General features: G+C 62.3%; 14 protein-coding genes, 1 tRNA gene and 1 pseudogene. 8 read left to right on the forward strand and 8 right to left on the reverse strand.

Going from position 1 to position 26,083, the window contains the following annotated elements; translation table 11 throughout:
* The first annotated feature begins 797 nt into the window (after window positions 1-797).
* The 4 genes and pseudogenes from D2E23_RS08420 to D2E23_RS08435 all read left to right on the forward strand — a co-directional run bounded on the left by D2E23_RS08420 (window position 798) and on the right by D2E23_RS08435 (window position 6,040).
* Window positions 798-2,468: a dolichyl-phosphate-mannose--protein mannosyltransferase gene (locus D2E23_RS08420; protein ID WP_126030523.1), complete on the forward strand. Its 1,671-nt coding sequence runs from the start codon at window positions 798-800 to the stop codon at window positions 2,466-2,468.
* Between the two features lie 109 nt (window positions 2,469-2,577).
* A pseudogene (locus D2E23_RS08425) lies at window positions 2,578-3,294 on the forward strand (NUDIX hydrolase); the annotation flags it as partial.
* 1,432 nt (window positions 3,295-4,726) lie between these two features.
* Window positions 4,727-5,473, forward strand: a complete 747-nt coding sequence (locus D2E23_RS08430) for a DedA family protein (RefSeq protein WP_126030475.1) — start codon at window positions 4,727-4,729, stop codon at window positions 5,471-5,473.
* Between the two features lie 494 nt (window positions 5,474-5,967).
* Window positions 5,968-6,040, forward strand: a tRNA-Ala gene (locus tag D2E23_RS08435).
* Between the two features lie 558 nt (window positions 6,041-6,598).
* Here the strand turns inward: D2E23_RS08435 and D2E23_RS08440 are convergent.
* The gene (locus D2E23_RS08440; protein WP_126030476.1) at window positions 6,599-7,627 is read right to left on the reverse strand and encodes a LacI family DNA-binding transcriptional regulator; all 1,029 of its coding nucleotides are present in this window, start codon (window positions 7,625-7,627) and stop codon (window positions 6,599-6,601) included.
* Between the two features lie 353 nt (window positions 7,628-7,980).
* Between D2E23_RS08440 and D2E23_RS08445 the strand changes: the two genes are divergently transcribed.
* Both D2E23_RS08445 and D2E23_RS08450 read left to right on the forward strand, forming a co-directional pair.
* Window positions 7,981-10,557, forward strand: coding sequence for a glycoside hydrolase family 31 protein (locus D2E23_RS08445; protein ID WP_126030477.1), 2,577 nt, complete (start codon window positions 7,981-7,983; stop codon window positions 10,555-10,557).
* A gap of 150 nt (window positions 10,558-10,707) precedes the next feature.
* Window positions 10,708-11,679 carry a YdcF family protein gene (locus tag D2E23_RS08450; RefSeq protein ID WP_338142182.1) on the forward strand — a complete coding sequence of 324 codons (972 nt, stop codon included), beginning with the start codon at window positions 10,708-10,710 and terminating at the stop codon, window positions 11,677-11,679.
* A 274-nt stretch (window positions 11,680-11,953) separates the two neighbouring features.
* On the opposite strand, the gene D2E23_RS08455 is transcribed toward D2E23_RS08450, so the two are convergent.
* The 3 genes from D2E23_RS08455 to D2E23_RS08465 form a co-directional block, all read right to left on the reverse strand.
* Window positions 11,954-13,453: a sugar porter family MFS transporter gene (locus D2E23_RS08455; protein WP_276313600.1), complete on the reverse strand. Its 1,500-nt coding sequence runs from the start codon at window positions 13,451-13,453 to the stop codon at window positions 11,954-11,956.
* Between the two features lie 228 nt (window positions 13,454-13,681).
* Window positions 13,682-16,963: a tetratricopeptide repeat protein gene (locus tag D2E23_RS08460; RefSeq protein WP_164520749.1), complete on the reverse strand. Its 3,282-nt coding sequence runs from the start codon at window positions 16,961-16,963 to the stop codon at window positions 13,682-13,684.
* A 190-nt stretch (window positions 16,964-17,153) separates the two neighbouring features.
* Window positions 17,154-18,011, reverse strand: coding sequence for an AraC family transcriptional regulator (locus D2E23_RS08465; protein WP_164520750.1), 858 nt, complete (start codon window positions 18,009-18,011; stop codon window positions 17,154-17,156).
* Between the two features lie 135 nt (window positions 18,012-18,146).
* Here D2E23_RS08465 and D2E23_RS08470 point away from each other — a divergent pair, with 135 nt between their 5' ends.
* Window positions 18,147-19,208: a galactose-1-epimerase gene (locus D2E23_RS08470; protein ID WP_126030481.1), complete on the forward strand. Its 1,062-nt coding sequence runs from the start codon at window positions 18,147-18,149 to the stop codon at window positions 19,206-19,208.
* Between the two features lie 322 nt (window positions 19,209-19,530).
* Here the strand turns inward: D2E23_RS08470 and D2E23_RS08475 are convergent, their stop codons facing one another.
* Window positions 19,531-20,262 (reverse strand): HAD family hydrolase, encoded by a 732-nt coding sequence (locus D2E23_RS08475; RefSeq protein WP_126030482.1) that lies wholly within the window; start codon window positions 20,260-20,262, stop codon window positions 19,531-19,533.
* 466 nt (window positions 20,263-20,728) lie between these two features.
* Between D2E23_RS08475 and D2E23_RS08480 the strand changes: the two genes are divergently transcribed.
* Window positions 20,729-21,829, forward strand: coding sequence for a DUF5067 domain-containing protein (locus D2E23_RS08480; protein ID WP_164520751.1), 1,101 nt, complete (start codon window positions 20,729-20,731; stop codon window positions 21,827-21,829).
* A 300-nt stretch (window positions 21,830-22,129) separates the two neighbouring features.
* Here the strand turns inward: D2E23_RS08480 and D2E23_RS08485 are convergent, their stop codons facing one another.
* The 3 genes from D2E23_RS08485 to D2E23_RS08495 all read right to left on the reverse strand — a co-directional run bounded on the left by D2E23_RS08485 (window position 22,130) and on the right by D2E23_RS08495 (window position 25,997).
* Window positions 22,130-24,013: an ABC1 kinase family protein gene (locus tag D2E23_RS08485; protein WP_126030525.1), complete on the reverse strand. Its 1,884-nt coding sequence runs from the start codon at window positions 24,011-24,013 to the stop codon at window positions 22,130-22,132.
* Between the two features lie 553 nt (window positions 24,014-24,566).
* The gene (locus D2E23_RS08490) at window positions 24,567-25,061 is read right to left on the reverse strand and encodes a phasin family protein (protein ID WP_126030484.1); all 495 of its coding nucleotides are present in this window, start codon (window positions 25,059-25,061) and stop codon (window positions 24,567-24,569) included.
* Between the two features lie 207 nt (window positions 25,062-25,268).
* A complete protein-coding gene (locus tag D2E23_RS08495; RefSeq protein ID WP_240541694.1) occupies window positions 25,269-25,997 on the reverse strand; it encodes a type 1 glutamine amidotransferase in 729 nt (242 codons plus the stop codon).
* Between the last annotated feature and the right edge of the window lie 86 nt (window positions 25,998-26,083).

Here is a 26,083-nt window from a genome sequence, read left to right on the forward strand (position 1 = left end):
ATCGAGAACCAACCGGTCGGTTACTCAGGAGAGTGCGCAGCCTCCTGAAGGGCACCCTTCTAACCCCCCTCTTCTTCGGGGGTGTCGTCGCGGCGACGCCATGCACCGTTTCGCATCAGCGCAAATCCTTACATAACTCTCTATCACTTCACAAGCGTCAAGCCGAACCCGAATTTCTCCGAGGCACGACAATTACAACATCAGACAAATGTTGCAATTCCAACGCTTTGCAATTTCATCCTATAGCGGCGCCCCATTCCCCAAAAGAGGATGCCGGCCATGTTCGTCCTCCTACGGCGACAATCTCACATCACATCACCCCCCCCCCGAACCGAGTAGCGTAACGGGGGTCAATGTTGCGCACTATCACCCGAAAGACCTACTAAAACGGGGGGTTATGCAAGATTTGGCAACCGGTTTGCAAGATTACATAATTACAAATTAATCACTTTTGATCGCCCGTAATCATCGCATTATCAAACATTTCCAATGTTCAATATATTCACATATTCATCACGTAAAAACTCTATATTCTGCTACCAGATGCGAACGTTCTCATCGTTGGGAATCAGCCAATCATCTTCCCCGTTCGACGCCCACCACCACACTGGACTACCCTTGGAACCATGGGCTCGAAGATTCGCACACGCCGCATCAGGGGAAGTCACGGCGCGCACATACGGCACACCGCGGCATCACCACGCGCCAACGCGCGCGCAATCCCATCCGCGCTCGCCGGAATAGTGGACCCGCGCACCGCATCCGAACGCGCCGCGGGCTGGATCTGGCCCATCCTCATGGCGCTGTTCGGCGGACTGCTGCGATTCATCCGACTCGGACAGCCGCAGGCCGTGGTCTTCGACGAAACCTACTACGTCAAGGACGCGTGGACCATGCTCAACACGGGCGAGCCACGCGACTGGCCCGCCACGATCAACGCCATCAAAATCGACGACTACTTCGCCAACGGACAACACCTGACCGACTGGCTGCCCGTGGCCGAATACGTGGTGCATCCGCCGTTCGGCAAATGGTGCATCGCGCTGGGACTGCAACTGTTCGGCGGCGCGGCCAATTCATTCGCGTGGCGCGTATCCACCGCCGTGGCCGGCACGCTCGCCATCCTGATCCTGTGCCGCGTGGTGCTGCGCATCTTCCGATCGCTGCCGATGGCGCTCATCGCCGGATTCCTCATGTCCATCGACGGCATGGGCATCACGCTCAGTCGCACCGGACTGCTCGACAACTTCATCATGGTGCTCGCGCTCGGCGCATTCTGCTGCATGCTCGCCCACCGCGACTGGGCCAACCGGCGCCTCGCCGACGCCTACCGACGGCAATCGCGCCGACGTCACGCCAAATGGATACCGGTGGTGCCGTGGCGGACTCGGCTGAACGGGGACGCGGGGGATGCGAGCGCGACCGGCGGCAACGGTACTGTCGGCAGTGGCAACGTTGGCAACGGCTCTGCCGGCAATGGCAAGGCTTCCGACGAATTCGATCCCGACGCCACGCAAACCCTGCCGCCCATCCGATTCATCCTCGACTCCACCGGCCCGGTCATCGCATTCTCCTGGTGGCGTCTCGCGGCGGCGATCCTGCTCGGACTCACCACCGGAGTCAAATGGTCCGGCGCCTACTTCTTCGCCGTGTTCTGCCTGATCAGCGTGTTCTGGGATGCGTGGCTGCGCCGGCAGAACGGCTTCCGCGCATGGTTCGTCACCGGACTGTGGAAGGACGGCATCCTCGCCGCGCTCTACATGGTGCCCGTATACATCGCCACGTATCTCGCCACATGGATCGGCTGGTTCATCCACCCCGACTCATACATGCACGACTGGGCGCGCATGAACCCCGGTAAGGGCATCACATGGCTGCCGGAAGGACTGCGGTCGTTCGTGCAATACCACATTCAGATGTGGCAGTTCCACACCACGCTCGACGCGCCGCACGACTACAAGGCCAACCCGCTCACCTGGCCCATTCAGGAGCGACCCACCAGCTTCTACTGGCGAGAACTTTCCGGCCATCCGGGCCTCTGCACGCTGCGGCCGAACGAGACCTGCGTGGCGGCGGTCACGTCGCTCGGCAACCCACTCATCTGGTGGCTCGGCACGGTGTGCGTGGTGCTGGGCGTAATCGTGGCCGTGGTGGCCAAGGGCGGCGACTGGCGGATCTGGGCGGTGCTCGCCGGATTCCTCGGCGGATGGCTGCCGTGGGCGCAGTACCTCAACCGCACCACGTTCACGTTCTATGCGATCGTGATCCTGCCGTGGATCATTCTCGGATTCATCTACGTGGCCGACTGGCTGCACGGGCTGTTCGACGCATTCTCGTTCTGGTGGGTGATGGGCGGCGTGCTCGTGATCATCACGCTCGTGTCGGTGTTCTTCTACCCGATCTGGACGGCGATTCCGGTACCGTATTCGTTCTGGCTGTCGCACATGTGGTTCGATAGCTGGATATAGGGGATATAGGCGAGGCACGAACGGACTGGCGAGTCTTTACAATCGCGCGTAATCATGGTTCTGGTCATATTCTTTGAACCCCAATCCCAGCGAAGGAAGTAGTGCAGTTATGGGACTCGGCAATGTTTCGGAACGACGCAGCCAGCCGCCGCAAGTAGGCGTGTCCGTGGTGATCCTTGCGCTTGGCGAGGACGCGAATGGGGCGGAAGCGGGCCGCGATGGCGAAGCCGCGGAACGCAACGGCGGCAAGCGCAACCGACTGTGGCTGCCGCTGGTGCGCCGCGTCCGGCAGCCGTTCCAAGGCATGTGGGCGCTGCCCGGCGGCGATCTTCGCGCCGACCGCACGCTCGAGCAGGCCGCCTATGCGGCGTTGGAGTCCACCACCGATCTGCATCCGCGGTATCTTGAGCAGCTGTACACCTTCGGCGGGCCCACCAGGTCGCACGGCGGGCTGCCCATGGTTTCGATCGTGTACTGGGCGCTCGTGGGGCGGGCCGAGGCTCGGGAATTCAAGGCCGGGGATAACGTGCAATGGTTCCCGGAGAACGAGCTGCCGGAGCTGGCGTTCGATCATCGGGAGATCATCGACTACGCGCTGCAAAGGCTGCGCACCAAGATTGAATACCCGCTCGTGGCCACGCGGCTTGTGGGCGAGGAGTTCACACTCGCGCAGTTGCATGGGGTGTATGAGGCGATCACCGGGGAGACGATCGATCTGGCGAATTTCCGACGCAAGATGCTTGCCTCCGGGCAGCTTGAGGCCACCGGTAGGAAGCAGCGCGAGGGGCGGCACCGTCCGGCCGCCACGTACCGGTATGTGCCGGAGGGCGGCGCTGGGGACTCGAACGTTGGAAGTTTCGGGAACGCCGGGAACGTGAGTGGGACCGCGGCTTCGGGGCATCTTATGGGACTGGGCCTAGGCCTAGGCCTGGGACTAGGTGGTGGCAGCGGCGTGGACACGGTGACGCAGGTTGTCGGCGGCGACGGGCGCGAAGGCAACCGGCACGACGGCAATGGACGTGATGACAATGCCGGAGCCGGGGGCTCGATGGGTGTCGAGACCGAAGGTGAACGGTCTGATGCCCCTGCCTCCAAGGCAGCCGCGAATGGGCACCGGGCCGGGACGGCGTCGGCTGGAATCGAGACCGGGCACTTCGATCGGGAGGATCCGCTCGCAGCGCTCGTGCCTTCGCGGCGATGATGTGTTGAGTGCAGGGTGCGGACCGAGCATCGGAATGCAATGGCCCGGTTCCGCCGGCACTTCTCCCAGGTTTCCGGTTCCGAATGCGAATCAGCGGTATTCATCGCTCTGCATTCGGACCTATCTCCGAGTTGGGACGTTGATTTGCGGTCTTGCAGAGAGCTATCTACGGATTTGGAGGTCCTTTGCCAAATAGACTTTCCGCCATATCGGCAGGTGCACTCCCCTCGGAAGTTCAGATTTCATAGGTTTTTAGCGAAACCTAGCCTCACTGCATTAATATCGCGGCTCCTCACGCCATATGACAATTTCGGCTACTTGAAGAAGGACCTCCAAATCTGGGGATAGCAGTTTGCAACGCTCCTCAAGGACCTCCAAAACGAGGAATAGCCTCCTTGCAAGTCTCGCGAAGCATTTCCGAGGGCCCGGTTATGCCTGTGGATGGGAAATCGGAGACCCGAATGGAGTCCAAACTGGGCTCTCGGCCTCGAATCCCGGGGCCAACCGCGCTTCGCTAGGTGGTTCGCGAACCCGGTCAACGTCTAACCCCGCTTCCCTAGGTACTCTCCGAACTAGAGGAACCGAGGCGCTCGCAAATCCTCTATTCACACAGATAGTTTTCCCCGGAAAACTATCTGTTGCAATACCTATCTTTTAGGGGTCTATTTTTCGGAGCACCTAGGGAAGCGCGGTTAGACGTCTCCATGCTCCGGCAAGCACCTAACGAGGGGAAGGTAGTCCTTACCCACCATGGGCGGATGCCCCTTCCCTATCCTGCTCAACCGCGTGCCACGACAGTTTGTGCGGAAGTGTTCGATTTATGCGGGACTTGTGCGTATAGGAAACGCCGTAAACCCCCGTCTTACCGCTGCTGCTAGGGTGTGGTAGTGGTTCGCGGGGCCGCGGAAATTCAACCGCCCGCGGCCGCAGGTCGGGAATGCCGGCAATATCCGCAACACCCACGAAGACCAGAACCCAAGAACCTAAGGAATCACGAGATGCGCCACGGCAGGTGCCACGGCGCCAGAGCGAACAGAGCGGCAGGAAACAATACAGCATGGCTTTTGTCAATTTCATCCTTGAACTTCTGAAGGATCCGCGCGCGGCGATCGCGGCCTGGATCGCCATGGGCCCGGGAGTGGCCTGCGGATTCATCTTCCTCATCGTCTTCATCGAGACCGGCGTGGTGTTCTTCCCGTTCCTGCCCGGCGACTCCCTGCTCTTCGCAGCCGGCGTGTTCGCCGCCCCCGACGCCACCACCGGCCAGTCCGCGCTGCCGCTGGGCATGCTGCTGCCCGTGGTGTGGTGCGCCCCGGTCATCGGCGACCAGTGCAACTACTTCATCGGTCACTTCTTCGGCCGCCGCATCATCAAGTCCGGCAAGGTGAAGGCCATGACCCCGGAGCGCATCGCCAAGACCGAAGCCATGATCGACAAGTGGGGCCCGCTCGCCGTGTTCCTGGGCCGCTTCTTCCCCTTCATCCGCACGTTCATGCCGTTCATCTCCGGCATCTCTGGCATGCGCTGGAGCCGCTTCACGCCGTTCTCGGTGCTCGGCGGCCTGACCTGGTCCTCCCTGTTCACGTTCCTCGGCTACTTCTTCGGCAACATTCCGGCCGTGCAGAAGCACTTCGAGCTGGTGATCGTGCTGATCCTGCTCGTGTCGCTGCTGCCGACCGTGATCGGTCTGCTCAAGGCCAAGTTCGGTAAGAAGAAGGACACCGTCGCCGAGGGCGCCACGGCCAATGCCGAGACCATCGACGCTACCGAGTTCAGTGACTCCACCCCGCATCACGCGGCGTGATCGAGAGTGGGGACGACGCTAGCGACATAATCCCTCCCTCAGTCACGCTGCGCGCGCCAGCTCCCTCCCTCGGAGGGAGCACACAGGTGTCGTTCCTTCGTTCTCCCTCCGCGGGAGGAAGATGTCATGGCATGTGCCATGACAGAGGGAGGGCACAACCAGAAAGACTCAATCCCTCCCTCAGACCGACTGCGTCGGCCAGCTCCCTCCCTCGGAGGGAGCACGAGGAGTATATACGAGTCTCGTCGGCCAGCGTCCTGCAAGAACGGACGGCCTGCGGCCGACCTTCCTTCCGGTTCGCTTGTCGGCTCACCTGAGTCCTAAAAACGCCGCCGGCGTTTTCCCTGACGGACTCAGCCTCCCACGGAGGGAGCACGAAGGGATTCAACGTTCACTATGCGAACGGTTTGTGAACGTGACACGGGATTGAATTGCGCAAATTCGCGCGTCGTACTATATTGGGGCAAGTTGTCAGATATGGCAGCACGACCTTTGGGGCTATAGCTCAGTTGGTAGAGCGCTTCGTTCGCATCGAAGAGGTCGGGGGTTCGACTCCCCCTAGCTCCACGAAGGCCTTCCGAATTCCACCTCGGAAGGCCTTTTTTCGTATGTGGGTTGCAGCACGGCGACCGGCCAGAATTCGGTCGCTCAGTCCGTAAAGGGTCGCGGACAGATCGGCATGAACGCGCACCGGCTGCCCCCAGAGGGAACACGCAGGTGTCGTCCCTTCGTTCTCCCTCCGTGGGAGGGAGATGTCATGGCATGTGCCATGACAGAGGGAGGGCACAACCAGAAAGACTCAATCCCTCCCTCAGACCGACTGCGTCGGCCAGCTCCCTCCCTCGGAGGGAGCCACGAGGGGTATATACGAGTCTCGTCGGCCAGCGTCCTGCAAGAACGGACGGCCTGCGGCCGACCTTCCTTCCGGTTCGCTTGTCGGCTCACCTGAATCCTAAAAACGCCGCCGGCGTTTTCCCTGACAGACTCAGCCTCCCACGGATGGAACACGCAGGTATCATGCCGGCCAGTACCCCGCGGATCCTCGCCAATGACGGCGCTGCGTTCGTGAGTACACGGGTGTCGGCGCCCGCCCGCGCACCTGCGTCCGCCCGCCGGCCGACCCGACTATTGCCCCAGGCGGCAGGTGGTGGAACGCATGATCAGGGATGTGCGCAGCATGCTGTGGGGCTCGTGCAGGGTCTCGCCGTGCATGAGTGCGACCGCCTTCTCTGCGGCCATGCGACCCATCATCACAGGATCCTGATGCAGCGTGGTCAGCTCGGCCATGGAGGAACGATCGTTGTCATCGAAGCCGATGATCGCCAGATCCTCGGGCACGCGGATGCCCACGCGGCGCATCGCATAGATCAACGCGATCGCGAAGTCATCGGTCTCCACGCAGATGGCGGTCGGACGGTTCGGACGCGAGATGATACGGTTCGCGGTCTCCGAAACCGCATCCTGGAAGCTGCGGAACTTACTGGAGTCACGCCCTTCGAACAGCGCCAGATTCTCCTCCTCGTACCCCATCTCGCGCGCGGCGTCCATGAACGCGCCGGAACGCAGCTTGGCACTGAACAGGAAGTCGGGGTTGTCGGGCATCTCCACGAATCCGATGCGCTCATGGCCGAGCGAATGCAGCAGCTGCACGGCCTGATGCATGGAGTCGGCGTCGTCCACACGCACGGTGGCGCTGTACCCGCCGATCGCACGCGCGTCGAGGCCGACGGACGGAATGGTGAGATCCTCGAGGATGCCCACCTGCGTGTTGTCGAGCATGATGGACACGACGATCATGCCATCGAGATTGCGGTTGCCGGGCAGCCGCTCAAAGAAGCGCTGCATGTCGGCCTGCGTGCGCACGATCATCGGCACCAGATCGTATCCGGCCTCGCTGAGCACCTCGTAGGCACCTTCAAGCGCGGCGGAGTTGAACCATGTGTTGAGCGTGTCGGTGAACACCATGGTCACGCGCATGGTCTTGCCGCTGGCCAGCGACGACGCGCTGCGCGACAGCGTGAAATGCAGACGATTGGCGACTTCCTGCACGTGGGCGCGCGTCTTGGCGCTCACTCGTCCGGTGCCGCGCAACGCGCGCGATACCGTGGATTCGGAGACTCCGGCCTGTTCCGCCACTTCCTTGAGACTCGCCACGCCCCCACTCCTTTATGCTCGATGCCGTATGCGCAATTACGCAAGATTACGCAATTACGCAAGATGCCGTCCATCCAATTATCCAAACGCTTGTTCCGCTCGAAATACGCGGATGAACCGCAACCAAGCATAGGCTTGCGCAAGTGATTTGCGCAAGTCGGCAACTGTGCGCAATCTCACGTCGCACACGGTGCCGCACATGACATCGCACTCGATGACGAACATAATACTAACGTTTGCATACAGAAAAGATATCAACACGACGAACTGCTTGCGTATCATATGCGCAAGCGCTAGCATAATAGTGCGTCAGACATCACGCACATCATGACACATGCAACGAAGGAGTTCATATGGTCGACAAATCCCTCTTCTCGCTCAAGGCACTCGGCACCGCCCCCGCCATGAATCCCGCAGTCACGCTCGGCGGTGAGGCGGAAGGCAAGCAGTGGCGCATCGGCATCATCACCGAATCGCTCGTCCGTTTCGAGTGGTCCGACTCCGGCAGGTTCATCGATGCGCCCACGCAGACCGCGTTCGTGCGCGACTTCCAGGCCGCATACGGCGACGACCTGCCGCAGTTCTCGGCGATCGAACGTGACGGCTGGCTGGAGATCGACACCCCGCACCTGCACGTCTCGTACAACCAGAAGCCGTTCACCAAGGAGGGCCTGTACGTCACCGTCAAGGGCGTGAAGTCCACCGATAACACGTGGCATTACGGCGACGAGCAGACGCACAACCTCGGCGGCACCGCGCGCACGCTCGACATGGTCAACGGCCGTACGCCCGTTGGCCCCGGCGTGATCAACACCGACGGCTGGGCGATGATCGACGATTCGCAGTCGAACCTCATCGTCGAGGCCAGCGAGGTGAACGGTCATGAGAACCCGTTCGGCACGTGGGTCACGCCGAAGAGCGAACCCACCGAGGACTTCTACGTGTTCGGCTATGGTCATCGTTACCGCGAGGCCGTGCACGACTTCTACAAGCTCACCGGCCCCACTCCCCTGCTGCCGCGTTTCGTGCTGGGCAACTGGTGGAGCCGCTACCACCGCTACACCGAGGCCGAGTATCAGGAGCTCGTCACGCGGTTCGAGAAGGAGGGTATCCCGTTCACCACGGCCGTGATCGACATGGACTGGCATCTGGTGGACGCGGTCGATCCGAAGTACGGTTCCGGCTGGACCGGCTACACGTGGAACAAGGACTTCTTCCCGAATCCGCAGCGCTTCCTGCACTGGCTGCACGACCACGGCATGAAGACCACGCTGAACGTGCATCCGCGTGACGGCGTGCGCGCGTTCGAGGAGTTGTATCCCGAGGTGGCCGAGGCCGTGGGCATCGATCCGAAGACCGGCGAGGCCGTGCAGTTCGACCTGACCGATCCGACGTTCATGAACGCGTACTTCGACAAGCTGCATCATCCGATGGAGGACGAGGGCGTTGATTTCTGGTGGCTGGACTGGCAGCAGGGCGGCGTGACCCGTCAGCGCGGCCTCGACCCGCTGTGGATGCTCAACCATCTGCATTACCTGGATTCGGCGCGTGCCGACGCCAGCCGCGACGGTGAGGACGACGATCCGGCGCAGCGCATGGACGCCCGTCCGCTCACGTTCTCGCGCTACGCCGGCCCGGGTTCGCACCGCTACCCGATCGGCTTCTCCGGCGACACCGTGGTGACGTGGGAGTCGCTGAAGTTCCAGCCCGAGTTCACCGCCACGGCGAGCAACATCGGCTACGGCTGGTGGAGCCACGACATCGGCGGTCACATGTTCGGCTACCGTGACGAGGAGCTGGAGGCGCGTTGGTATCAGCTGGGCACGTTCAGCCCGATCAACCGTCTGCATTCCACCGATTCGCCGTTCAACGGCAAGGAACCGTGGAACTTCCACACCGAGGTGCGCGACGCGATGACCGCCACGCTGCGTCTGCGTCACGCGCTGATCCCGTACCTGTACACGATGAACTGGCGCGCGGCCGAGGACGGCGAGCCGATCGTGCAGCCGCTGTACTGGGATTACCCGGAGATCCGCGACGCGTACAAGCTGGTCGACGAGTTCCGTTTCGGCACCGAGCTGCTGGTCGCGCCGATTGTCTCCCCCGCCGACCGCGACGTGCAGATGGCCAAGGCCGACGTGTGGCTGCCGCAGGGCACGTGGTTCGACTTCTTCACCGGACGTCATTACGTGTCCCGTCCGGCCGACGGTCGTCGTCTCGAGGCATGGCGTGGTCTTGACGGCGTGCCGGTGTTCGCCAAGGCGGGTGCGATCGTGCCACTGCAGGAGGAGACGGAGGGCGCCGCGCTGAATTCCGTGGCGAATCCGTCCGCTCTGCGCGTGCTCGTGTTCCCCGGAGCGAACGGCGAGTTCACGATGGTGGAGGACGACGGTGCAGTGGAGTCCGCCGTGCGCAAGGCCACGACGGCGTTCACGTGGAACGTGGGCGCAGGTGCCGGCCAGACGGCGGCGTTCACGATCAACGCCGTTCAGGGTGCGACCGACGTGGTGCCTGGCGAGCGCACGTGGACGGTGGTGTTCCGCGGCGTGAAGGAGTCCGCGGTGGCGGTGTCCGTCGACGGTTCGGCGTCGGTGGAAGCCCGTACGTCGTATGATCCGGAGACGCTGAGCCTGACGGTCGAACTGCCGGCCGTGAGCACGGCGGAAACGATCACGCTCACGCTGACCGACGGTCTTGCCGTGGCGGACAATCCGACGTCCGACGACGTGTTCCGCATTCTCAAGGACGCGCAGATGTACTACCTGACCAAGGAGAAGGCCAAGGCGCTGATCGACGATCTGGGCGTGGCCGCGCTGCCGGGTCTCGCCACGCTCGAGGACATGCACGGCGTGGACGAGAGCCGCTTCAACGACTCCCACATGCCGCAGTCGGTGATCCAGGCCCTCACCGAGGTGCTGACGCGGGAGTAGCGTACGCTACCGGCATCGGTCGCCGGTAGCGTACGCGTGCCGGGTGGTCAACGTCATCGATCGCCCGGCATCCCCTCTCATCCGTCACACAACATGACATGCGATATGGCACATCATGTTTCATACATGAATGCCAGAGCACGGTGATTGGTGCTGCACTATGCGCTATATAATCGGCACCGACTTTGCGATGCGGAATCGCTATCGCAATTGCAAGGAGGCATCATGCACCGCACCGAGACCGAAACCATGACTGCGGCACGGCTCGACGAACTGGCTCAGGCGATCAATACGGTCGGCGAGTTCTGCGGGCCACGGGACGTATCGACACTGACGCAGGCCACGGTCAGCGCGCAATTGGCAAAGCTCATGACGGCAACGGAAAACACCGATCAAGCCGACGCGTTGGTACTGTTCGGCGGCAGTATTCTCCATGGCGTTGACGTGCTCGCACAGGGCATCCGCAATGGCGTGGCCAAACATTACGTGATCGTCGGCGGAGCAGGCCACACCACGCAGACGCTGCGCGACATAGCAGGCCAAGCGTTCCCGAGCATCAGCACCGACGGCAAGACCGAGGCGCAGATCTTTGCCGAATGCCTACGCGAACGGCACGGCCTGTCGGTCGACTGGCTAGAAACGAAATCGACGAACTGCGGCAACAACATCACGAATCTGCTCGATCTGTTGCGAGGTCACCTGCCCGACTGCCGGTCGCTGATCCTGTGCCAGGACGCCACCATGCAACTGCGCATGACCGCGGGACTGCGCAAGTTTGCGCCCGATATGACCGTGATCAACTATGCCGCGTATCGGACGCGCGTAGCACCGGTCGAATATACGGCCGATCGATTCCCCAACGATCCCGCAACCATGCTCGATCATCTCACCTACATCGACGAGCCTGAAGGCATGTGGCCGATCGATCGTTACGTAAGTCTGCTCATGGGAGAAATCGCGCGCCTCACCGACGATGAGCACGGGTACGGCCCACGTGGCAATGATTTCATTGCACACGTCGACGTTCCAGATACGGTGCATCAGGCGTCGGCGCTCATCAATACGCTTCTCGGCGATATGACCCGTACGGCGAATCCGCTTTTCGCGTCGGCGAAACGGTGATGAAGTCGCAAAAACGCAATATCGCCGAAAGCGATTCAAAAACTCTGCCGGAGTCCGGCCGGGGATTGGAATCGCCTTCGGCGATGTTGTGTTTTGCGACTTCGTCGCGGTCACCTCATCCGTCCGGCTGCGCCGGCCACCTTCACCAGCAAGAGCGGACGGCCTGTGGCCGCGATATTTTGCTCGCCTGTCGGCTCGTCTTCGCCTATAAACAGTCCACTGGACTGTTTACTTGACGGCTCAGCCTCTCAAGGGGAAGGAAAGAGGGGAAAGGCTACTTGGTGGGGCGGAAGAAGGCTTCGATCTCTTCGAGGCGCTTGCCCTTGGTCTCAGGGACCAGGAATCGTACGCCGAGGAAACCGATGATGTCGAGCACGGCGAAGAACAGGAACATGCCCTGACCACCCCAGCTGGCGAACATCATGGGCGTGAACTGGCCGATCAGCCATGCGGTGCCCCAGATGAACACGCCACACAGGCCGGAGGCGCGGCCGCGCAGATGCGTGGGGAACAGTTCGGGGATCATCACCCACGTGACCGGTCCCATGGAGAACGCGAACGCGGCGATGAACCCGCAGGCGAACACCACCACGAGCACGCCGGGCGCGTTGAACATGAACGTGAGCGCCATCGCCACGGCGAACACGGCCATCAGCGCCGTACCCCACAGCATGAGCGGCTTGCGGCCGGCACGGTCGATGAGCACCATGCCCACGACGGTGAACACGAGCTCTACGCCGCCCACCATGGTGGAGGCCAGGAACTCCGAGTTGCCGCCGAATCCGGCGTTACGGAAGATCGTGGGACCGTAGAAGGAGATGGTGTTTTGGCCCACCGCCTGGTTGAACACGGCCAGGAAGATGCCCACCAGCAGCGCCTTGCGCAGGCCGGGGCCGAACAGTTCGGCAAAGCTGCCGCTCTGGTCGAGCTTGATCGACGCCTCGATGGCCTTGGCCTCCTCACGGGCACCGGCCGTGCCATTGATGCGTTCGAGGATCTTGAAACCCTGCTGTTCCTTGCCGGACTGCATCAGGAATCGCGGGCTTTCCGGTGCGAACAGCATGAACACGAACAACACCAGCGCGGGTGCGGCACCAATGCCCAGCACCCAACGCCATCCGGTGCTCACACCCCATTCGTGCGAGCCGGACTGTGCGATGCCGAAGTTGATGATGTTGGTGAGAAAGATGCCGATGATGCACAGGAACTGGTACATGGACGACAGTGTGCCACGCCATTTCGCCGGCGCGCATTCGGTGACGTACGTGATGGAGATCGACGACGACAGACCGATGCCCAGACCGCCGATGATTCGGGCGGCGATCAGCTGCTCGGGCGATTGGGTGAATGCGGCGAACAGTCCGGCGATGAAGAAGAACAGCGCGCCGAACATCATGACCTTGCGTCGGCCGATACGGTCGCTGAGGAAGCCGGAGACGCCGACGCCGACCACGCCGCCGATGAAGATGCTGGAGACGATGAGTCCTTCATGTGCAGGGGTGAGATCGTAGAGTTCCTGCAGGAATCCGATGGCGCCGGAGATGCTGACGGCGTCGTAGCCGTAGAGCAGGCCGGCCATGCCGGCGCTGAGTGCCAGGATGATGACGTATTTCATGGAGCCTTGGGCGACGGCCGGCTGGGCGGTCTCCCGAGTGGTGTCGTCGCCGTTGACGACCTGGGTTGTGGACATGAGTGGGGTCCTTACTATGAGGGTTGATGGGGATTGATGGGAGCGGCTGCGTTGCCGCGAGGTGGAAGGAAAGCCCTCCCTCAGTCACGCTCCGCGTGACAGCGTCCCGCAAGAACGGACGTCCTACGGCCGACATTCCATCCGTTCGCCGGTCGGCTCACCCGGAGGGAACACGAAACAGAATGAAAAAAGGGGCGTCCTGAAGGGTGAAGGACAGGACGCCCCATGAATGGGGATGGGTTCGGTCGCCGGTGCGGATGGTTGGAATCCGATCCGCGCCGGCGATGGGAACCCGGTGCCTGGCGCTGACCGTCAGGCGTCGAGCACGCCGAGCAGGTGCAGCTCGAAGCGGGCCTTGAGGTTGTCGGGGTTGAGCTCCAGGCTCTTCTCGAACAGCTCACGGGCGCCGGCCTTGTCGTTGAAGAACAGGCGGCTGTAGGCGAGCGCGCGGACCGTTTCGGCCTTGTGCTCGGTCACGCCGTCGGGCACGAACGACAGGTGCAGCGAGGTGACGATGGGCTTGCGGTCGAGGTCGTTCTTCACGTCCTCCTCCCACTTGACCACGGAGGCGCTCATGTCCTTGCGGGAGATGATGTTGTCGCCGAGCAGTCGTTCGGCGAGCGCCACGTAGTAGTCGGTTTCCGGTCCCATGTACGGGCTGTAGTTGCTGTGGATGAAGGGCAGCAGGCGGGATGCGGCCTTGCGGGCCTCGTCCTCGCGGCCGAGCTTCTGCAGCGCGGCGGCCTCGAACCAGCGGGCGTAGTACAGCTGCTGGGTGTCCCACCAGCCTGCGCGGAAGTTGTCGGGCACGATCTGCGCGTTGCGGTAGCATTCGAGCGCTTCCTCGACCTTGCCGTCGCGTTCGAGCAGTCGTCCCTTGCAGCACAGGGCGAAGGTGTACGACTCGGTGAGGTAGGTCTCCTGGCATTCGGCGGCCACGAACTCGTGGTTCTTGAGCACGTCGAGCGCCTTGTCAAACTCGAACACATTGCTGTAGGCGTCGGCCACCTCCCAGGCGAGCGTGTCGGAGGGCTTGTCGGGCAGGTTGGCGAGCAGCCAGTTGAGGCGTTCGCGTCCGTCCACGCCGAGCTTGGCGGCCACGTAGTTGGTCTCGCGCACGAGCGTGTCGTCCTTGGGCTTGACCTCCACTGCCTTCTTCATGAGTTCCAGCGCCTCTTCGCGGCGGTCGAACTTGCTGAAGTAGGCGATGGCGAGGTTGCGCCAACCGATGTAGAAGTCGGGCTTGAGTTCGGTGACCTTCTTCCACTGGTCGGCCGCGGCCTTGTACTGCAGCTTGTTGTACAGCAGGCAGCCGTACAGGTAGGCGGCGGTGTAGTCGGTCGGGTCGGCTTCGACGGCGGCCTTGAGCACGGGCAGCTCCTCGAGGCGGTACGGGAACACGTCCACGATCGGGCTGTCGGACACGGCCTTGCGGTTGGATGCAGCGGCTTCGGTCTTGCCGAGGGCATCGTAGATGAAGGCGAGCGTGTAGTGGGTCATCGGGGTGGACTGTCCGGCGAGCTTAGCGCCTTCGAGCAGGGCGACGGCCTCTTCCTTTAGTCCGGCGCGCAGCAGGTCGAACGTAACGTCGAGGATGGTCTGTGCGGGGTTGCTCAGCAGGATCGAGTAGAACTCGCCCAGGTCCTTGCCGGAGTAGTAGAGGTGCGCGAAGCGTGCCAGATGGTCGAGCTGGTCGCGGGCGATGATGCCTTCGAGTTCCGACAGACCGGTCTCACGGTCGCCGAGCTTGATCTCCGCGATGGCCTTGTAGGTGCCGCAGACGGCGTGGTCGGCTTCCTTCTTGAGCGCCTGCTCGGCGTGCTCCTTCATCTTGGCCCAGTCGCCGCGCTGGCCGTCGATGCCGGCGATGAAGGTCATGGCCGGGGAGATGACGTTGTTGCTCCACGCGGCCTTGAAGAAGGTCTCGTAGGCGGCGTCCACCTGGCCCTTGCCGTACTCGCACAGCGCCTTGAGGTAGCTGTAGGTGCCGTCGTACGGGTTGTGGTTGAACCTGTTGAGCACCTTGTCGGCGCGGTCGAGGTACTGCAGAGCCTCGTCGTACAGGGCGTTGTTGTAGCGGTCCTCGGCCATGGCGAGCAGGGACGGCAGGTGCTCGGGATCGCGCTCGAGCGCCACCAGGTAGTAGTCGCGGCCCTTGAACGACGGGTCACGGTACTGGTCGATGTGCTCGCCGGCCACGTAGATCTCCTGCGCGGTGGTGAGCTCGTGCGGGGTGGGGATGCCGGGGTTGTCCTCGGGGATGCGCAGCACGTCGGGCTTGTCCTCGGTGTAGTCCATGAGCACGGTGCCGTCGGCGGCGGTCAGGCGCAGCGTGTAGACGTCGGCGGGCAGCGCCACGTCGAACTTGCGGTAGTCGCCGGGGTCGAGCGTGATGGTCTCGCGCAGCACCACGTCGTCACCGTCGGACACTTCGAGCACGGCGTCGGCCACGCTCTTGGTGACGGCGATGCGCACTTCGCTGTTGGCCTTGTCGAGGTTGACTACGCCGTGGATGTTGGCGAAGGTCGGGGCCTTGGTGCCGTGGATCGGGAACCAGAACTGCGACCAGGTCTTCACCTCGTATGGGGCGATGTACGTGAAGTCGGGCTGGTCGTCGGAGTAGGCGCCGGCCATGAGCTCGGCGTGCTCGCCGTCGTTGTCGGTCAGGTTGGCGTTCCACGCGTCGCCGAGGTCCTCGAGCGCCCACATGAACTGCTTCTTGCCGGGCACCACGTGATGGTCGGCCACGTGTACGGTGCCGCAGTCGCGGTCGTGGTCGTAGCCGCCGAAGAAGTCGTACTTCGACGGGGCGGCGAAGTAGGAGTTGCCCTTCAGCGTGTTCTTGTGGATGCTGATATCGGTTTCCTCTTCGTGGTTCTCCACCGCGTACCAGCCCTTGGTGATCGGGAAGGTGGCGTGGTGGCGATCGTAGTGGTGGTGCACGTAGCCGACGTCCTGAGGGAAGAACAGCTGGTAGTTGGCGTTGACGTGGATGCCGGCGTTCTCGTACCAGAGGAACGGGTGCTTGACGGGCGTACGGTTGTCGATCTTCACCACGGTCTCGTAGTAGGAGACGTCCGGGCGAAGCTTGACGCCCCACGTGCCCTTGAGACGGTACTGGCCCGGCGAGGGTGCGGCCTCGGAGCACCAGACGATCACGGTGCCGTCGTCGAGCTTCTCGATGCTGTAGTCGACGGGCATCCACGTGCCGGGACGGTGATGGAACGGGAAGTTGAACTCCATGCCGCCGGAGATCCAGTTGCCGTAGGAGCCGACGATGACGGGCTTGATGCGGTGGTGACGGTAAAGGAAGTTGTAGTCGTTGACCTTGTCGTAGCCTTCGAGGATACGGCCGCCGAGCTCGGGCAGGATCAGCAGGCGAATGTAGTCGTTCTCCAGGCGAACCACGGTGTACTCATGATCGGTGAGCTTGTCGCGTTCCACGCCGAGCGTCACACGGTTCGGGTAGGCGTAGCCGGTGGAACCCTGGTGCTGACGGAACTCAGAGTACATGGGCATTTCATCGGGAGTGGGCGGTTCGTAGGTCGGGATGACCATCTTCTCGACGCCGGTGACCACAGGATTGTGAGACATGGGAAACTCCTTTATTTCGTAGGCGTTGACTGGTGTTTGCGTTGTTCTTGACTGCGCTGTCACCATTAACGATATGCGCGAAACAAAGGCGTTTATATATAAAAAGTGCTCTGCGATATGCAAAAAATATCCATCGAAACGAACATCGACGATGTGCGAAATCGACGACGATCACGCCACGCCATCGTCGCTATTCGCGCATCGAACGCCGGTACTCCAACGGCGTCATGCCCTCCGCCTTGCGGAACGCCAGACAGAACGCGCTGGGCGATGAGAACCCGCACTTCGCGCAGATCCGTTTCAACGAATCGTCGGTCTTGGCCAGCAGACGCTTCGCCGCGTCCATGCGGGCGTTGACCAGGAACGCATGCGGCGTCATTCCCGTCGCCTTGCGGAACTCCTTGATGAAATAGCCGCGGCTCATGCACGCCATATCCGCCAGCTCGTCGTTCGTCAACGGCTGCGCCAGATTCGCCACGATGAAATCCTGCACGTCGTCCATGGCGTACTGATGCTCCGGCTCCTCGATCGGCGACTCCTCCGCCGAGCCGGCGCATTCGGTAAGAATGTCGGTCAGATACCGCGACATCATCGGCTCCGAAATCCGCTGCCCCTCACGGAAACCATCACCGATACGCCGCAGACGATTCACCGCGAACTGCGAGTTGGCGGTGGAGAACACGTTGCCCACGCGCTCGCTGATGAAGTCGTAGTACATGCGCGCGGATACGCCGTTGAAGTGGATCCACAGCACCTCGCTGTCGGCCAGGGCCTCGTACGACTGCGGTTCGTAGCAGTCGATCAGCACGAAGTCGCCGGCGCGCGCAACGATGCGATCACGTCCGGGAATGTCGATGCCGAACCTGCCCGAGCGGATGAAGAACAGCAGAAAGTTGTCGAGCGGGCCGCGGTTGAGCGTGTATCCGGCCACGTATCGGTACGACCCCAGCCACTCCGGGTAGAGGAACACCTTCGCGCCGGAATTCGACGGATGGTACCGGTAATGCTCGGACTGTTCGTTGACCACGTTCCGTTCCGCTGGCTTCATGATGCACTCCTCGTTGAGTTGGCTGATCCGCGACCGACTGCGAACCGACGCTTCCGGCGTCATTGCGCACTTTTCGATAACGTCAGTGCACTTTCTATATAGTATGCCGCTCGGCCGTAACTCTAGTCTGGATTCATGGAGCAATGGCGCACAACAGACGATCATGAATTAGTTACCTCATCGAACGATATTCGTACGGTAACCATTGCCGGGTCGAACGGCATGACCGCACGGCTTACGAATCATGGCGCCCGACTCATGTCATTGACAATGCCCGACGGCAACGGCAAGCCGGTGGACGTGGTGCTCGGCAAGGACGATCCGCATGATTACGCCACGGACGATACGTTGATGGGCGCGATCGTGGGCCGCAACGCCAATCGCATTCAGGGAGCGCGGTTTACGCTCGACGGACGTGAATACCAGTTGACAGCGAATGAGGGCGCGAACAGCAACCACAGTCAGCCGAATGGGTACGAGCACCGGAATTGGACGATTCTCGAGACCGGGGATTCGTTCGTGCGGTTCGGACTGGATAGTCCCGATATGGATCAAGGGTTTCTAGGGCGGTTCCGGGTAAGCGTTCGATATGCACTGATTGAACAGGGACTGACGATTACCGTACGCGGCGTATGCAATGCGACGATCGTAGCCAATCTGACCACGCACACGTACTGGAATCTCAACGGCGAGGGCAGCGGCGACATACTCGGCCATCAGCTTCACATACCGGCCGATCGGTTTTATTCGACCGATGAACAATTCATTCCGCTACCCGGTCCGGCAGGTCGCGTGGATGGCACGCCCATGGATTTCCGCAGGCTAGTCAGCATCGGGGAACGGCTACGAGTCGGGGCTTTGAAGGACGATCAACAGCTCGCCATCGCCCGCGGCTACAACCACGCGTTCCCGATCGACGGAACCGCAGAACGAAGGCTGAAGCTCATGGCGGAAGCGGTCGGCGAGCGCAGCGGCGTCCGCATGACGATGTATGCGGACGCGCCGACTGTGCTGCTGTACACGGCCGGGTTTTTGGACGACGTTCCCGGCAAGAACGGTCACCGATATGGTCCGTCCGCGGGACTGTGTCTGGAACCGGGATTCGTACCGAACGCCATCAACCGCACGGACTGCCCACGCCCTGTATTGCCCGCCGGCCAGGAATACCAGCTCAACATCCTCTACCGCTTCGGCTAGCCCTTCTCTCTTGGCTTCCTCTTGAGGGGAGAAACAGCGATATTCCTTCTCTTTTCCTTCCCCTCAAGGGGAAGGTGTCAGCCAAAGGCTGACGGATGAGGTGGAAGCGGCGCCAGCCGCAACAAAAACATCGCCGAAGGCGATTCCAATCCCCGGCCGGATTCCGACAGAGTTGTTGAATCGCCCTCGGCGATGTTGTGTTTTGCGACTTCGTCGCGGGTCACCTCATCCGTCCGGCTGCGCCGGCCACCTTCCCCTCAAGGGGAAGGAGAGAGGAAAGGCTGCTGGGCTCTTCCCCAAGGGGAAGGCGCAGTGGCGACGGCTACCTGACGGACTTGAGGCGGAGGGTCACCAGGTCGCGGAACATCTGCGGGGTCACGCCGTCCCAGGTTTCGATGGAGGCGAACTGGGGACCGTTCTTCGACGGCGGATTGTCGGAATGGATGTAGCCGGTCAGCGCGATCGTGGTGGCACCGGAACGGGCCGCGGACTCCAGGCCCACCGCGGAATCCTCAAGCGCGATGCACTCACGAATCTCGTCGCCCTCGATGCCGAGCTTGGCTGCCGCGGCCAGATACGGTGCGGGATTCGGCTTCTTCTCCTTCACGTCGTCACCGCACACGTACGCGGTGAACACGCCCTCGGGAGCCTGCGCGATGGCCGACTCCGCCATGGCGCGCGGCGACGCGGTGACCAGCACGCTGGGAATGCCGGCATCACGCACGGCGACCAGCACGTCGAGCACGCCCGGAATCCACGGCATGTGCTCCATCTCGCGCTTGGCCACGAAGTCGATGAGTCCCGCGCCCAGCTCCTCCACGCCAAGCTTGGTGCCGCGGTCGATCATCATCTGCGCCACCTCGGGCACAGGCGTGCCGGTGACCTTCCAGCCCATCTCCTCCGACCAGTCGCCGCCGTGCTGTTCGGCGAACCACAGCTCGGCCTCATGCCAGATCGGTTCGGAATCGATGAGCGTGCCGTCCATGTCCCAGAACGCCGCGCGCGGCAGCTTAGTAGCGGTCGTTGTCGTCTTCGATGCAGTCGCTTTCGTCATGACTCCAACTTTACGAAGCCCCGTGGTCCACAAAACTCGGCATCTGCGCCGGTAGACTGGAAGCGGAAGCCGAGAACAGCGAGCAAAGGGGTTCGTGATGGGCAAGCGGGATAGGGGAAACAGCGGTTCCGATGGGTTTGGGAGTAGCGGCGACGGATATGTTTCGCCGTTTTCCAACGACGGGTACGTGAGTCATGACGACGGGGATGCCAATGCCGACGCCAACTATGTGAATTACAGTGACGACACAAGGCAGGATGATTTCGGCGGAGGCTCGACTGATTCGTCAACGCGTCTGACAAAACCATCGGCCCGATCACACAGCGGCCAAGCATACGACTCGCAACAAGATATCAACCAAACCCCATCCCACCGCGCGTCGGACACAAAAACGCCGGTCAACCGTACACTTAGCTCGGCCATGTCTCCAAAAGGCAGGTCGAACGGCATCATCACCACGATTGTGGTGGTAGCCGTTGTTCTGCTGTTTCCTACAATCGATAACCTGATCAACAACACCGGCAACCATTCATCAGACAGCTCGTCCAGCTCCTCCCAAACCACGGAGGCCGTGGACAACACCACCTACAAGACGCTCGACATCAGCGGCGAACTCAAGTATTACGAAAGCTCGGGCAGCACGGGCAAGACGCTGGCCGGCAAGTTCGCGATCGTCGGCGCGCAGCGTGGCCCATCCGACTGCAACGGTCAGCCCACCATGCTCGTGACCTACCAGTTCACGAACCTGTCCAAGGAGAGCACCAGCGCGCAGGACTACCTCTCCTACAGCGTGTACCACCAGGGCATGGGTCTGCGGCAAATCGGCTGCTTCGCCAAGGGCAACCCGGACGGCTACAACATGCGCGACATCTCCAACAACGTGCAGCCCAAGGCCACGCACGAGTTCAAGGTCGCCTATGAGATGCCCGATCAGGCGGTCCGCACATTCCAGTCACAGAACACCGGACAGGACATCACGCAGATCGATCAGGATCTCACGTACGATGTGCGGATCAGTAATTACTCGCGCAATCTGCCCACGTCGATCGGCGCCACGATCACGCTGCCGCAGGACGTGAACGATTTCGGCGCCACCGACGTGACCAAGCCGCGCACGTTCGAGGCGCCGTCCGCGACCGCCGATTTCAAGAACGGACTGCAGCGGATCATCGGCAATTCGTACGTGTACAGCGACGTGCTGGGCGCGAACAAACAGATCGACGTCAAGGCCGTGAGCGCCAAACGCGGACCGGACACGTACGACGGCAAGCACACGGTGATCGTGACCTATCAGTGGATCAACCACACGAAGATTCCGCTCACGTTCAACGACGCCATGACCGAGACCGCGTATCAGAACGGTGTGGAGTTGGAGAAGACCGTGTTCTCCGATCCGACCGACACGTATTCGGTGACCACGCGCGACGCTCCCGTAATGCCGGACGTGCCCATGACCACCACGATGGCGTACAAGCTGCGCGACGACACGAGCGCCGTGAGCGTGGACGTGCAGGGCTACGCGAACTCCGACGGCGGCAAGGCCGACTGGACACTGAACCTGGAATAACCCCGTCCCTTCGTTCTCCCTCCAGGGGAGGGAGATGTCATGGCGCATGCCATGACAGAGGGAGGGATCCAGAACCGGAAAGGCCCACGATCCCTCCCTCAGTCACGCTGCGCGTGCCAGCTCCCTCCCCTGGAGGGAGCACGATAGGGTTGGGCTTCGTTGGTCGGCGTCCCGCAAGAATGGACGGCCTGTGGCCGACCTTCCTTCTGGTTCGCCTGTCGGCTCACCTGAGTCCTGAAAACGCCGCCGGCGTTTCCCTGACGGACTCAGCCTCCCCCGGAGGGAGCACGCAGGTCTAGCCTACTGCCGGCGCTTGGGACAGTTCTTGCGGAAGATGTCGACCACGATCCACAGCGACAGCACGAACGCGACCACGTATCCCATGAATCCGATGAGCGGGATGCCGAACACGACCGGCTTCATGCCCGCGTAATACACGATCGACGAGCCGATGAACAGACCCACCACGATCAGCGCCATGGTCAGACGGTCCACCATGTAGCTCATCTGTCGAATCGGCTCCTCCGACCCGACCATCTCCACGTTCGCCTTGATCTGCCCGCGCGTGAGCATGCGCATCGCCGTACGCGACTCGGACAGCGCGCCCAACGCGCCGTGAATCGCCTTCTGCCCCTCGATACCCAGCGTCTTCACCTCCTCCTTGGCGGCGGAACGCAGGCCCTTCGTATTCGCGATGTGCGCGGTGATGATCGCGATCATGTCGGTCTCGGGCAGGAACTCGTCGAGCACACCCTCGAGCGTGACCAGTCCGCGCGCCACCGTGGTCACGATGCCCGGCAGCTCCACGTGATGCTTGCGCGACAGCTGCACCAATGCGTTCACGAACGCACCGATGTCGAGATCCTGCAGACTGACCGTGCCGAAGTCCTGCACGATCGCGTCGAGATCGCTCAGCAGTCCCGGATAGTTCACTTCGGACGTGTCGGTGGGGCCGGCGAACCGCAGGAACGCCTCGGCCAGCGCGGGCGAATCCTGCTTGCCCACGGCGAAGATGATGTCCTGCAGGATCGACCGTGTGCGCGCGGACAGGCGGCCGGTCATGCCGAGGTCGATCATCACGATCTGCCCGTCGTGGATGATGATGTTGCCCGGATGCGGATCGGCGTGGAAGAAGCCCTCGTCGAGCACCTGCGCCGCGTAGTTGTCGACGAGCTTGTTGCCGATCTCCTCCAGCGAGTAGCCGGCCTCGACCAGACGGTCGGGGTGCGAGACGGAGATGCCCTCCACGTAGTCCATCACCACCACGTGCTCGGTGCACAGGTGGATGTACGGCTTGGGGCAGTCCATGTACTTGTAGTCCTTGGCGAACTCGCGGAAATCCACCAGATTGCGCGCCTCGATGAGGAAGTTCGTTTCGGACTGGAAGCTTTCCCACAGCTCGCCGATCACGCCGTTGAGGTCGACGATCTGCGCGGATTTCACGAATCTCGTGGCGTATTTCGACACCGATCGCATGATGTCGATGTCCTGCGCCATGGTTTCGCGCACGCCCGGACGCTGCACCTTGATGGCCACGTCCTCGCCGGTGACGAGTCGGGCGCGATGCACCTGGGCGAGCGACGCCGAGCCGAGCGGCGTGCGGTCGATCCATTCGAAGATCTCGTCGACGGGCCGGCCGTATTCGCGCGAGAGCGTGTCGAGCACGGTCTCGTAGGGCATCGGGTCGGCGTCGGCGCGCAGTTTGGCAAGTTCGTCGCAGAACTCCTGCGGCAGGATCTCGCTTCGCATGGAAAGGTTCTGACCCACCTTGACGAACGTGGGGCCGAGCGCCTCGAACATGAGCCGCATTTTGACCGGCGTGAGGCCGTGGAAGATGTCGAACTGGCGGGCGATGCCGAAGATCTCGTGGATGCGGTGGATGCGCCCCTTGCGCGTGAGATGGTACTGCTGCGCGAACGTGGGTTCGTTGCTGCCGAACAGGCCGATCGTGCGTTCGTGGCCGGCGCCGTCGGTGAGGCTGTCCTCCTCTTCGGTGACCGGGGTGCCGGAGATCGCGTCGAGCACCTGCTCGTCGGTGATCAGCGTGTCGTTGGGGGCGTCGGTGACGGGGGTGGTGAATTTGGGGAGTCTGGGACGCTTGCGCTCGGATGATGACGATGCGGTGGCGGGGTTGGTATTAGTGGCGGTGTTGGCCGACGTGTCTGCCGCGGTACCGGACGGCATGGTGTCGGGTTTGCCGGGGTTGCGTGTGGTATCGGGGTTCTGTGTGACGTCCTGCATGGTCTGCGATGTGGACGACTGGTTCTGGTTCAGCCGCGACCGCTGCTGGCGGCGCGGGCTGTGCTTCTTCCGCTGATTGCGCTGATTCGCGTGCGCCTTGTGTGCCATAGTTCACCAATGATAGTTCGCGGTTGCGGCGAGGGACTGTTGTGGGATGAGGTGTGGGTGGAAATTGAGAGTGAATGGGATGGGGCAGGCTCCCCTCAGAGAGGCTGAGTCCGTCAGGAAAACGCCAGAGGCGTTTTTAGGACTCAGGTGAGCCGACAGGCGAACCAGAAGGAAGGTCGGCCGCAGGCCGTCCGTTCTTGCGGGATGCCGACCAACGAGGCCCAACCCCATCGTGCTCCCTCCAAGGGAGGGAGCTGGACGACGAAGTCGGACTGAGGGAGGGATTACGAGCCTCCCAGCTTCCAGAGCCCTCCCTCTGTCATGGCGTGCGCCATGACATCTCCCTCCCACGGAGGGAGAACGAGGGGGACCTGTGGACTCAGAATCCTTACTCGGCCTTGGCCTCGGCACCGCCGGCGGCAGGAGTCTCGCCCTCGGCTGGCGCATCGGCAGGAACGTCGGTCGCGGCCGCGGCCGCATCCTCATCCGCGCCCTTGGCTGCGGCGGCGTCGGCGGCTGCGGCCTTTTCGGCGTTTACGGTCTCAGCGATCTTGGCGACGCGGGCCACGTATTCGGCGCGCTCCTCCTCGCTCATCACGGACAGACGGGCCTTGAGCGCGGCGTCCTTCACGTCGTCCACGGCGTCGCGAGCCTTGGACGCGGCGTCGGTGGCGCCGGCGAACGCGCCCTTGGCAGCGCCCTGCGCCTTGCGAGTCAGCTCGGAATTGAGCACCTTACCCTGTTCCACGGTCAGCTCGCCCTTCTTCACGAGCTCGTCGACGATCTGCTGGCTCTTCTCGGCGCTGGCGGCCACGGCTCCCACGCCCGCGAGGAAGATGGTGCGCAGGCCATCACCGAGATTGTTGAAGTTGAAATCAGCCATGATGACACTCCTTCATATCCGCCGGATGCCCGGCCATACGGCTGTTACGTACTGTTACGTACTGCTTATGCGGGCCGCACGCGGTCGTATATGGTTGCGCACGATTCCCGCATCGACTCCAACTTTACCCCAGCGGCCCCCGTCTCCCCCTGAACACACTCGGGTGTCATGTCGTCGCTTCAGACGCCCGGCGGTGATTGTCAAACGTTACCGCGGGCGGGATTCGGCCACTCGACGCGCCTCGGACGCGAACCGGTCGAGACGGTCGAGCTCCTCACGCGCGGCGGGCGTGACCTGCGGATCGAATACGCCGTAACGATGTTCGGCGGCCTTGGCGATCAGGAAGTCGGCGATGCGCGGGTTCTTCGGCAGCAGCGAGCCGTGCATGTACGTGCCGATCACGTTGTTCACGCGTGCGCCCTCGAATCCGTCCTTGCCGTTGTTGCCCGCGCCCTCGCCGCGCACCTTGCCGAGCGGCTTCGCGCCGTCGCCGAGGAACGTCTGGCCGGAATGGTTCTCGTAGCCGATCACCGTGCCGAAGTCGTCGGACTCCTCCACCAGATTGCCGATCAGACGCACCTCCTCGCCCACGGTGTGCGCGTCGAGAATGCCGATGCCGGGCAGCTTCTCGCCCTCGCTGGTCTCGAAGTACTCGCCAAACAGCTGATACATGCCGCAGATCATGAGCATGGGCACGCCGTCGGCGGCGAGCTCGCGGATCAGGTCGGCGCGGGCGAAGAAGTCCTTGATGATCTTCTTCTGGCCGGTGTCCTGGCCGCCGCCGCCGAGGATCAGATCCACCTCGATCGGCCACTGGTCGCCCTGGTTGTAGTAGTGCGTGACCGGCTCGTAGCCGTACAGCGCCATGCGACGCTGGATGGTGAGCACGTTGCCCGAGTCACCGTAGATGTTCATGTCCTTCGGGTAGAGGCTCATGATGTCGAGGCGGCGGTCCTCGGCGGGGGTTTCGGTCTCGAGGGTTGCGGCCGTGGTCGCGGTCGCGGCGGCCTCGGCGGTTTCGT

Source organism: Bifidobacterium callimiconis (assembly GCF_003952005.1).
In the GTDB taxonomy this organism is placed as follows: Bacteria; Actinomycetota; Actinomycetes; order Actinomycetales; family Bifidobacteriaceae; genus Galliscardovia; species Galliscardovia callimiconis.

Bases quoted from the DNA above. Each gene is read 5' to 3' on its own strand.
- D2E23_RS08420 (WP_126030523.1), top strand. From the start codon at position 798: ATGGCGCTGTTCGGCGGACTGCTGCGATTCATCCGACTCGGACAGCCG.
- D2E23_RS08430 (WP_126030475.1), top strand. From the start codon at position 4,727: ATGGCTTTTGTCAATTTCATCCTTGAACTTCTGAAGGATCCGCGCGCG.
- D2E23_RS08445 (WP_126030477.1), top strand. From the start codon at position 7,981: ATGGTCGACAAATCCCTCTTCTCGCTCAAGGCACTCGGCACCGCCCCC.
- D2E23_RS08460 (WP_164520749.1), bottom strand. From the start codon at position 16,963: ATGTCTCACAATCCTGTGGTCACCGGCGTCGAGAAGATGGTCATCCCG.
- D2E23_RS08465 (WP_164520750.1), bottom strand. From the start codon at position 18,011: ATGAAGCCAGCGGAACGGAACGTGGTCAACGAACAGTCCGAGCATTAC.
- D2E23_RS08470 (WP_126030481.1), top strand. From the start codon at position 18,147: ATGGAGCAATGGCGCACAACAGACGATCATGAATTAGTTACCTCATCG.
- D2E23_RS08475 (WP_126030482.1), bottom strand. From the start codon at position 20,262: ATGACGAAAGCGACTGCATCGAAGACGACAACGACCGCTACTAAGCTG.
- D2E23_RS08485 (WP_126030525.1), bottom strand. From the start codon at position 24,013: ATGCCGTCCGGTACCGCGGCAGACACGTCGGCCAACACCGCCACTAAT.
- D2E23_RS08490 (WP_126030484.1), bottom strand. From the start codon at position 25,061: ATGGCTGATTTCAACTTCAACAATCTCGGTGATGGCCTGCGCACCATC.
- D2E23_RS08495 (WP_240541694.1), bottom strand. From the start codon at position 25,997: ATGAGCCTCTACCCGAAGGACATGAACATCTACGGTGACTCGGGCAAC.